This is a genomic window from Mesorhizobium sp. M7A.F.Ca.ET.027.02.1.1, from assembly GCF_004022985.1.
Taxonomy (GTDB): Bacteria; Pseudomonadota; Alphaproteobacteria; order Rhizobiales; family Rhizobiaceae; genus Mesorhizobium.
Genome location: NZ_RZOL01000240.1, coordinates 1 through 9516, shown reverse-complemented (window position 1 = coordinate 9516; position 9516 = coordinate 1). Strand labels below are relative to the sequence as shown.

Sequence of the window (9516 nt, the reverse complement as noted above, 5' to 3'; positions counted from 1 at the left end):
GCTCAAGGGCGTGAGCAAGGTGCTGCTGGCCGAGGCAGACGAACTTGCCGAGCGCCTGGCCGAACCGACGGCAGCGCTCATTGTGTCGCTGGCGGGCGCCTACGACACCATCATCGCGCCGGCGACCTCGTCGGGCAAGAATGTCGCGCCGCGCGTCGCAGCGCTGCTCGATGTCGCGCAGGTGTCCGAGATCATCGAAGTCGTATCGCCCGACACCTTCAAGCGGCCGATCTATGCCGGCAACGCCATCCAGACGGTGCAGTCGAGCGACGCCAAGAAGGTGATCACGGTGCGCACGGCCTCGTTCCAGGCAGCCCCCGAGGGCGGCTCGGCGGCGGTCGAGGCCGTTAAGGCCGCGGCCAATCCCGGCCTGTCCACCTTCGTCGAGAACAAGCTTTCCGAGACCGACCGTCCGGAGCTGACCTCGGCCAAGATCATCATCTCGGGTGGTCGTGCGCTGGGTTCGGCGGAGAAGTTCCAGGAGGTCATCCTGCCGGTCGCCGACAAGCTCGGTGCAGCCGTCGGCGCCTCCCGCGCCGCGGTCGATGCCGGCTATGCGCCGAACGACTGGCAGGTCGGCCAGACCGGCAAGGTGGTTGCCCCCGATCTTTACATCGCGGTCGGCATCTCCGGCGCCATCCAGCATCTCGCCGGCATGAAGGATTCGAAGGTCATCGTCGCCATCAACAAGGACGAGGAGGCGCCGATTTTCCAGGTTGCCGACTACGGCCTCGTCGGCGATCTCTTCGTCATTCTGCCGGAGCTGCAAAAGGCGCTTTGACGCCTTCTGCCAAAGCGTATTAAATGGTGAGGGTGGGGTAGACGAAGTCGCCCCGCCCTTTTAGTTTGCACCGCACAAAAAGCAGGCCGCAAAGGCGAAAAGCAATCCAGCAAAAGTGCGCAGCGGTTTTGCGTCCGGAATTGCGGTAAAAAAAGGTGGAGCGCTTTCGCAGTTCAAGCGGAAGGGCTCAGGACGGGATCGGTGTAATGAGCAAGATCGAGACGATCGGCATCATCGGCGCGGGCCAGATGGGCGGCGGCATCGCCCATGTCTCCGCGCTTTCGGGCTACAAGGTGCTGATCTACGATATTTCGCCCGACCGCATCGAGAAAGGCATCGCCACAATCAGCGGCAACATGGCCCGCCAGGTGGGGTCCGGCAAGCTCGACGAGAAGGTGCGCAACGACGCGATGGGCCGCATTTCGACCGCGCCCGCGATGGCCGATCTTGCCGGCGCGGATCTGGTGATCGAGGCGGCGACAGAGGACGAGACGGTCAAGCGCAAGATCTACGCCCAGCTTTGTCCGCAGCTCAATCCCGAAGCCATCCTGGCGACCAACACCTCGTCGATCTCGATCACGCGGCTTGCCGCGCAGACCGACCGGCCTGAGCGGTTCATCGGCATACATTTCATGAACCCGGTGCCGCTGATGAAGCTGGTCGAGCTGGTGCGCGGCATCGCCACCGAGGACCAGACCTTCGAGGCGGCCAAGACCTATGTGAAGCAGCTCGACAAGACGATCACGGTCTCGGAGGATTTTCCGGCCTTCATCGTCAACCGCATCCTGTTGCCGATGATCAACGAGGCGATCTACACGCTCTATGAGGGTGTCGGCTCGGTCGACGCCATCGACACCGCCATGCGGCTCGGCGCCAACCATCCGATGGGGCCGCTGCAGTTGGCCGATTTCATCGGGCTCGATACCTGCCTGTCGATCATGCAGGTGCTGCATGACGGCCTGTCGGACTCCAAGTACCGCCCTTGCCCGCTGCTGGTGAAATATGTCGAGGCCGGCTGGCTCGGCCGCAAGACGGGGCGCGGCTTCTACGATTATCGTGGCGAGCATCCCGTTCCGACGCGCTGAGCGCATCGTCGACGCAAATCAGGGACAAGCCTTCGGATCGGCGGTTGACAGGCTCGATCAGGAGGCCGCCGCCAGCGGCTCTGTCCGGCCCTCCACGATCCGTGCGTCGGACGCCACGGAGACACAGCCGCGGCCGGCCGCCTTGGCCGCATAGCAGGCCGCATCGGCTCTCGCGATGATCTCGTCGACCTCGCCGCAATTGGCATTGATCGCAGCCAGTCCGATGCTGGCGCCGATCACGTGACGACGGCCGTCCCAAGTGAAGTCCAGCCCGCCGATCGCATCGATGATGGAGCGTGCCGCGATCTTGGCGCCGGCTGCCGAACCCGATTTCAGAATGACCGCGAATTCGTCGCCGCCGAGGCGAGCGACGATATCGTCTGGACCAAGCACGCCGCGAATCGCCTCGGCAACCCGCTTCAGCAGCGCGTCTCCCGCCGCGTGTCCGCCGGTGTCGTTGACCAGTTTGAAGTGGTCGAGATCGATGAACATGAACTGATGTCCGGCGCCTCCGACCGACTTCGTCGTGTCGGCGGTGCCATCCTTGCGCGCCTGGCCGACCAGGTCTTCCATGGCACGGATGAAGCTCGAGCGGTTGGCAAGGCCGGTCAGCGCATCGTGTGCCGCGGCATGCGCCAGCTGGCGCTGCAGCGCGCGCGCATCGGTAAAGTCCTGGAAGACGATGACCAGCCCGCAGAATTCGTTCCGTTCGTTGATGATCGGCGACACCACCTGGCGGATGCTGCAGCGCGTGTCGTCGCGCCGGATCAGGACGGCGCGGCTGTTCTGGTCGGCGGGCGCATGAACGCCAACCGCGGGCCGGGTGACGCCGATCCTGTGCCCCGTCTCCTCGTCGACCGCCCAGTAGACATGGCCAAGCATCTTGCCGAGAGCCTCGCCGCCGGCAATCCCGGTCAGCTTTTCGGCGACCGGGTTCATGAAGGTGATACGGTTTGCGGCATCGGTGCAGATGACGGCATCGCCGATCGATTGCAGCGTCACCCTCAGCCGCTCCTTTTCGTCGGCAAGCATTGCCGCCGACACAGTAAGGCGCTCTTCGGCCTCCTTGCGACGGGTGATGTCGGTCAGGCTGCCGATGGCCCTGATCAGCCGTCCATTCTCGTCGCGTTCGATGGCCTTGCCGCGGTCGAGTATCCACATCCAGTGGCCATCCTTGTGGCGCATCCTGAATTCGGCCTCAAAGAACGGTGTCTTGCCCTCGAGATGAGCGCGATCCGCTTCGGCGACAGTCTCGCGATCGTCGGGATGAATCATCGTCAGCCAGCGATCGGTGTCGCCATCGAGCTCGCCATCCGCATAGCCCAGCATCTTGACCCAGGTCGAGGAATAGGTCGTGCCCCCCTTGCGCATGTCGAGGTCCCAGACGCCTTGGCCGGCACCAGCCAGAGCAAAATTCCAACGCGTCTCCGCCTCGGCAATGCGCGCCTCGGCCTGCTTGCGCGCGTCGATGTTCTCGATTTGCGAAACGAGATAGAGCGGGCGGCCGCTGGTCTCATCGCGAATGACCGAACCGGCAAGATGAGCCCAGACGGGCGTTCCGTCCTTCCTGAGATAACGCTTCTCGAAGTGGAAGGAATTGACCGTGCCCGCCTTCAGATCGTCCATCGTCTCCCGCCCGATCAGCAGATCGTCGGGATGCGTGATCTGGAAGAAAGTCAGCGCCTCGATCTCTTCGCTTGTGTAGCCAAGCATGGCGGCGAAGGCCGGATTGGTTTGGCGGATGCGACCGTCGAGACCGACAACCACGATGCCGATCGCCGAATCCTCCATGGCGCGGCGGAAGCGCAGTTCGCTCTCGGCGATCTGCTGGCGATCCCTGCTGATCCTGCGGATAGACAGGGCGGCGAGGAACAGCGCGCCCGCCGCCACCGCCACCGCGATCTGCAGGCAGAGCCTCAACGCTTCGGTGCCGAAATCCAGGCTCGACAGCAGGATCGAGGTCGCCAGCACGCCCAGGCCGGCGACGAGCAACGCCAGCCCTGCATGCCCAAGAGATTTTCGGCTGGTCAATCCTCGCCACATCACGATACGTGCCACCCCCGTGCGCAAACGCATGTTCTCGCATCAACCTTGGCGGATCGATTTTAAGGAAAGGTTGCGTCCGGCATGCCGGCGTGGTCGCTAACCGGCAAACAATTGCCGGCATGATTAAGGATCGGTGCACGGGTCCGCGATCGTTGCGAAACGCTACCAGCGTATGAAAAACCGTCCGCCGAGCGCACCGAGCAATGCGAGCCCTGCGATCGCTGCCGTGTACCAGGTGGCGACGAAAAGCGGCGAGTCGTCGAAGCAGTGCGCGGCATAGAAGGTTGCCGCCAGCCCGCCGGCGAGCAGACCCGCCACCGCACCGGCAAGCACCGGCCGTGTCGGCGCGCCATAGCGCAGCATCCACAGGAAGATGGCAAGCGGGCCAATACCGATCAGCGGGATAAAGCCCATGCAGAGCATCATGTTGGAGCCGACCATCCGTGTACCCCACAGCGCCTCCGGCACCATGAAAAGCTCAAGAAGCACCGCCACGGCGACCAGCACGGGCGCCGCAGCCATCCAGGCCATTGCCCGGCCCGTCGAGGCGCCCGGCGTCGACAAGGCGCGGATCAGGGCGAAGGCGCTGACGGCCAGCACGATGGTGAAGACGAATTTGGAGAGGAAGCGCATCGTGTGAGCGGCCGCCACGAAGTCCGGGCGCGGGCCGATGGTCAGCAGGAATACGACGGCCGCGATCACCGCCCCCGCACCGGCGGCCAGCCACCAGGCCGACAGCAACGGGATTGCCTTGCTGCTTGCGTCGGCGTCCAGCGCCTTGATGAGATCATCCGTCCTCATGTCATTCCCGCCCGAACCGCCCCTGCCCGAATCGCTTGGCTATCGCGGCAAGTCCGCGATGCAGCGACACACGCACCGCCGTCTCGCTGATGCCGAACTTCGCCGCCGTCTCACCGATGGACCGCCCTTCCACCGACACGGCCGAGACCACGGAGCGCTGTGCCGGCGACAGGCTGTCCAATGCCCGGTTGATGTCTCGCTCGCTGACGGTCTCGATTTCCGGCTCGGCGAACGTCTCGGCGATATCGTCGACATCGATCTCGATGCGCCGTCCTCGCCGCCGGAACGCATCGATCAGCTTGAAGCGGGCGATCGCGTAGATCCACGGCAACACCGGCGCATCCTGACGCCAGGTATGTCGTTTTACATGAATAGCCAGCAAGGTTTCCTGCACGACATCCTCGGGATCGACCCCGCCCTGCACGATCTTGCGCCTGGCAAAACCGCGAACCAGCGCGGCAATCCGGTGCAGAAAGTCGGCGTAAGCCCTTTCATCTCCCGCGATCGCGGCCCGCATCAGCCGGGAAAGTTCGGCCTCGTCCTTGCCGCTCACAAGAGTTCACTCCCCCGAATTTCGCGTCTCGGCGCTGATTTGTTACGTGGCCGGCGAAATAATGTCCAAGCCAAACTATCGGCAAATCACGAAAGATTGCGGCACACCGCGCGCCGATCGCCAGTGCGATATTGCCCAGCGCTCTTGTTCGAGAACTCAAGGCTTGGCGCCGAACATGGCGTCCCGGAAAGACCTGAAGCCCTTTCGAACGGTCAGCTTCATCCGTCTGCGACGGTACTTGTTTTTCAGGCGGCCCAAGATCTGGAGATGTGTCTCATCGATAACCGGAGTGGATAGGGGATCGTTAGCATATGGCAGCTGTGCCAAGGCATCTGCATGCATGTTGGCGTAAGGCAACGAATCGTATCTGTCGAAGGGTGTGGGCGGGTCGTTCAATACAGTGGGATTGGTGTTGATCTCGAAAACCTGGATACGACCATCGACAATGGTGTAGTCGATCCTGCCATATGAGATCCCCGCCTTTTCGAAAATCGGCATCAGTTCTACCGCATGCGGATTGTCGCGCACAAAGGCGGTATGCTCGACCCGATGTCGCCGCGACATGCCGCCTCCCTGTACCTTTATGAACCACTCCTTGCTGGCGAAGCAGTGTTGCGCATAACTGCGCGCGCCGATCCGATATGCCGAGTATTTCCGGTAGCTGCCATCGGCACCTGCCTTTGCTCCAAACTCCACCACCATGGGGCGAACAAAATTCATCGTACCCAGGTCAGAGAGCGCCTGGCCGAGTTCCACCGGCGATTGCAACAGCGGCGGCACTTTATAAGCGGCGCCCGTCTCGTCACGCAGAAAGACAGGGAAACGCATTCCCGCCGGCAGACTTTCGGGTCTGTATACATTGAAATCATTGATGCCGTCCGCGAACAGCATACGCAATAGATCGAAACGCTGAAGGCTTTTTCGGGGATGGTTGAGTTGAAACAGATCAGGCTGCTGCGACTTCATCCGCTGGCTGAGATTGGAGCATGCTTCAATCTCTGCTTCGCTCAGTCGGTCCAAATCCGTCCAAAGAACGGTGCCTCTGGAAATCTCAAGCAGATGCTCCCGTTCGTCATAGGGGACAAAGCGCACAGAACCCTGCAAATCTGTTCGAAAATAGAGTAGCAGGCTTGCCAGGGTATAGGCATGCAAGCGATGGCAAACATAGAAGATCATGAGACAACCCGCCCCTACTCATGCACTCATCAACAGCTGGTATCAGAAAATTATCGATTCGATATCGCAATTACGAGCCGCCTTTCGACGATGAAGATGATCGTATTTCAACAGCTTATGGCAGACGACGTTCCGGGCATGGCCGCGATGGAGGCCGCGGCCTGGGGAAGACTCGGTGCCAGCGAAAAAACAATTCACCACCGGCTTTCGCTCGGGCATACAATGATCCTGGCCATGGTTGAGAACCTTGTTGCCGGCGCGATCTGCTTCGTGGAAACCAGCCAAGATCCGCACGATACGGGAAGGTTCCCCAAGACCTTCTCCGCCTACTCTTCGCTTGCCAGGAGCCAACCTGCACGGTCACTCTACGTGTACAATCTTGGTGTGCGACCCGAATTCCGCGGCACCGACATGGCACGCCGCCTGTTGTCGCAAATGTCTGACTATGGACGGCAGGTCGGTGCGCGTTGGTTGGTCGGCGACGGACGTTGCCCGTCCTACGCGGGAGCACAGGACGAGTTGCCCGACAAGGTTCGGCCGGATCCGGAATTTCGTCGGACCATCGACGATTGGCATCGGACCGGTGTCATGCCTTCGGTGGAATCCATAACGAGGGATCCGCTACTGCGGTTCTATAACCGTGTTCTCCGGTGCGAATTTCTACATCTCGCGTCCGATTTTCTACCTGAAGACATGAGTTCCGGCGGATTTCGCGTTATCTTTGCTGTCGATCTTGCCCGATGACAGATCAGGCTGATCTATTTGACCCCATCGCCCATGGCAGCGATGCGTTTCCCGAATTCGCCCGTCGTCGGAGTTCGGGAGGCGCCAGTTGGGGCAAACCTCCTTATCCCGAGGTCGGTGAAGCCTTCTACGTGTTCAGCCATGCGCTTGTTTCCCAGGCCTTGAAACACCCGCTGTTGCTGCAGGCACCGCCGGGCGCCTATCAGGAGGTCAGGCAAAAGATCAGCGCCAATCCGGCCCTGGACCTGTTGACCCGTTCCATGCTGCTGTCCGACCCGCCGCGGCACATGCGCCTGCGCCGCCCATTGGCTGGTTCGCTAAGCTTTTCCTCCAGCAACGGGCTATTCGACCGGCTTGCGGCCAAAGCGTCGGAACTTACGCAGGCAGCTGTACAAAAACCGGAGTTCGACGCGGTTCGTGATATAGGCCTGCCGCTATCGTTTTCAGGCCTGGAACAGATCCTTGGTATCGACATGGACGATCCCTGGCGGATTGGCGCCGACGCACAGCTTATGGCCAACGCCCTGGAAATAAGGGCCGGCGGCGTAGACGAAGACGCAAACGATGCCTGCCGCCGGTTGGAGGCATGGGTATCCAGCGTGATAGAACACGGTACTGTGCGCCCAAACGGTATTTCAGCTCAGATGCTTGCCGAAGTCGAGGCTGGCCGCTGGCTGAGAGACGATGCCATTGCAAACATCGTATTCCTGCTCTTTGCCGGGCAGGCGACAGTCGTCGATACCTTCGGCAATGCGCTGGTCGCGCTTGCACGCTTCCCAGAACAGCTTTCGCTGCTTGAAGATGGGAAAGTCAGTTGGTTTTCAGCAGCCGAAGAGCTGCTCCGTTTTTGCGCTCCGGTTCACTATGCCGGAGCGCGCATCGCCGCGGAAGATTTGCAATTTGGTGGCGCAACCATAAAAGCCGGGCAGGCCGTCGTACCCGTGCTGGCGAGCGCCAATCGAGACATCTCTGTTTTTCCGGCGGGCGACCGGTTGGATTTGGGTTCCGGCATTTCGTCGGCCCTTGCCTTTGGCACCGGACTGCATGCCTGTCTGGGTCAACACGTCGCCCGGTTAGAAATAGCTGTACTGCTGGAGGCCTTGTTCACGCAGGCCAAAGGCTGGTGCTTGGACCTTCCCAGGGTCGTCAGGCGGCATTCGTTGCTTTTCCACGGTCTGCAAGCCGCCCCATTCATCCGGCCCGCGGATCAACCATCGGTTTGAATTCGCACGCCATTCGCGTCCCTTCATGCTTGGAATTGTGAGCCCGATATCAAGCGTTTGTGCTTCAGCGACCGATTGAAGCAGATCACCAATGTTGACTAAGCCTGTCAGGTATCGGTAGGTGAGCCGGTGCCAACCCGAACTTTAGGACAATGTCATGAAATATGCTCTTTCCACCCTCGCCGGCGCCACGGCGCTGGCAATCATGCTGATCGCCAGCCCGTCGATGGCCGAGGATGCCGGCATCATTGTCTATAACGCCCAGCACGAAAGCCTGACCAAGGCGTGGGCCGAAGGCTTCACCAAGGAAACGGGCATCAAGGTCACAGTGCGCAATGGCGGCGACAGCGACTTCTCCAATCAGATCGTCGCCGAGGGCACTGCTTCACCCGCAGACGTGTTCCTGACGGAAAACTCACCAGCCATGGCGCTGGTCGAGAGCGCCGGCCTGTTCGCGCCGGTCGATGCCGACACGTTGGCACAGGTTCCGCAGGACTATCAGCCGGCCAGCGGCAAATGGGTCGGCGTCGCCGCGCGCAGCACGGTCTTTGCCTATAACAAGACCAAGCTGACCGCCGACCAGCTGCCCAAGTCGATGCTTGACCTCGCCAATCCGAACTGGAAGGGCCGCTGGGCCGCCTCCCCGTCGGGCGCCGATTTCCAGGCCATCGTCAGCGCCCTGCTCCAGCTCAAGGGCGAAGCCGCTACCGCCGACTGGCTGAAGGCGATGAAAACCAATTTCACCGCCTACAAGGGCAACAGCACGGTGATGAAGGCGGTCAATGCCGGCGAGATCGAAGGCGGCGTCATCTATCACTATTACTACTTCGGCGATCAGGCCAAGACCGGCGAAAACAGCAAGAATGTCGAGCTGCACTATTTCAAGAACCAGGATCCGGGCGCCTTCGTCTCGATCTCCGGCGGCGGCGTGCTGGCCTCCAGCAAGCATCCCAAGGAAGCCCAGGCGTTCCTGAAATGGCTGACCGGCAAGGGCGGTCAGGACGTGCTGAAAACAGGCGACTCCTTCGAATACGCGGTCGGCAAGGGTGCGGACTCCAACCCGAAGCTGGTGCCACTCGCCGATCTGCAGGCGCCGAAGGTCGATGC

Annotated in this window: 9 protein-coding genes; 5 read left to right on the top strand and 4 right to left on the bottom strand. The window is 61.4% G+C overall.

Annotated elements, in window-relative coordinates:
• Both EN749_RS23190 and EN749_RS23185 read left to right on the top strand, forming a co-directional pair.
• Positions 1–781: electron transfer flavoprotein subunit alpha/FixB family protein (locus tag EN749_RS23190; RefSeq protein ID WP_145990978.1), on the top strand; the 781-nt coding region annotated here is incomplete at its 5' end.
• A 206-nt stretch (positions 782–987) separates the two neighbouring features.
• Positions 988–1866: a 3-hydroxybutyryl-CoA dehydrogenase gene (locus EN749_RS23185; protein WP_127809213.1), complete on the top strand. Its 879-nt coding sequence runs from the start codon at positions 988–990 to the stop codon at positions 1864–1866.
• Between the two features lie 57 nt (positions 1867–1923).
• On the opposite strand, the gene EN749_RS23180 is transcribed toward EN749_RS23185, so the two are convergent.
• The 4 genes from EN749_RS23180 to EN749_RS23165 all read right to left on the bottom strand — a co-directional run bounded on the left by EN749_RS23180 (position 1924) and on the right by EN749_RS23165 (position 6442).
• Positions 1924–3942 (bottom strand): PAS domain S-box protein, encoded by a 2019-nt coding sequence (locus EN749_RS23180; RefSeq protein WP_128364053.1) that lies wholly within the window; start codon positions 3940–3942, stop codon positions 1924–1926.
• A gap of 132 nt (positions 3943–4074) precedes the next feature.
• Positions 4075–4713: an NrsF family protein gene (locus EN749_RS23175; protein ID WP_127809211.1), complete on the bottom strand. Its 639-nt coding sequence runs from the start codon at positions 4711–4713 to the stop codon at positions 4075–4077.
• 1 nt (position 4714) lies between these two features.
• Complete coding sequence (locus tag EN749_RS23170; RefSeq protein ID WP_127809210.1) at positions 4715–5266, bottom strand: sigma-70 family RNA polymerase sigma factor; 552 nt, start codon at positions 5264–5266, stop codon at positions 4715–4717.
• Positions 5267–5422: 156 nt separating this feature from the next.
• The gene (locus tag EN749_RS23165; protein ID WP_127331578.1) at positions 5423–6442 is read right to left on the bottom strand and encodes a hypothetical protein; all 1020 of its coding nucleotides are present in this window, start codon (positions 6440–6442) and stop codon (positions 5423–5425) included.
• A 90-nt stretch (positions 6443–6532) separates the two neighbouring features.
• Between EN749_RS23165 and EN749_RS23160 the strand changes: the two genes are divergently transcribed.
• The 3 genes from EN749_RS23160 to EN749_RS23150 form a co-directional block, all read left to right on the top strand.
• Complete coding sequence (locus EN749_RS23160; RefSeq protein WP_127318816.1) at positions 6533–7186, top strand: N-acetyltransferase; 654 nt, start codon at positions 6533–6535, stop codon at positions 7184–7186.
• Entirely contained in the window at positions 7183–8409 is a 1227-nt protein-coding gene (locus EN749_RS23155) for a cytochrome P450 (RefSeq protein WP_128364052.1), read from the top strand. Before EN749_RS23160 ends, EN749_RS23155 begins: the two co-directional genes overlap by 4 nt.
• Before the next feature lie 157 nt (positions 8410–8566).
• The coding region (locus EN749_RS23150; RefSeq protein ID WP_145990977.1) for an iron ABC transporter substrate-binding protein at positions 8567–9516 on the top strand (950 nt) is incomplete at its 3' end.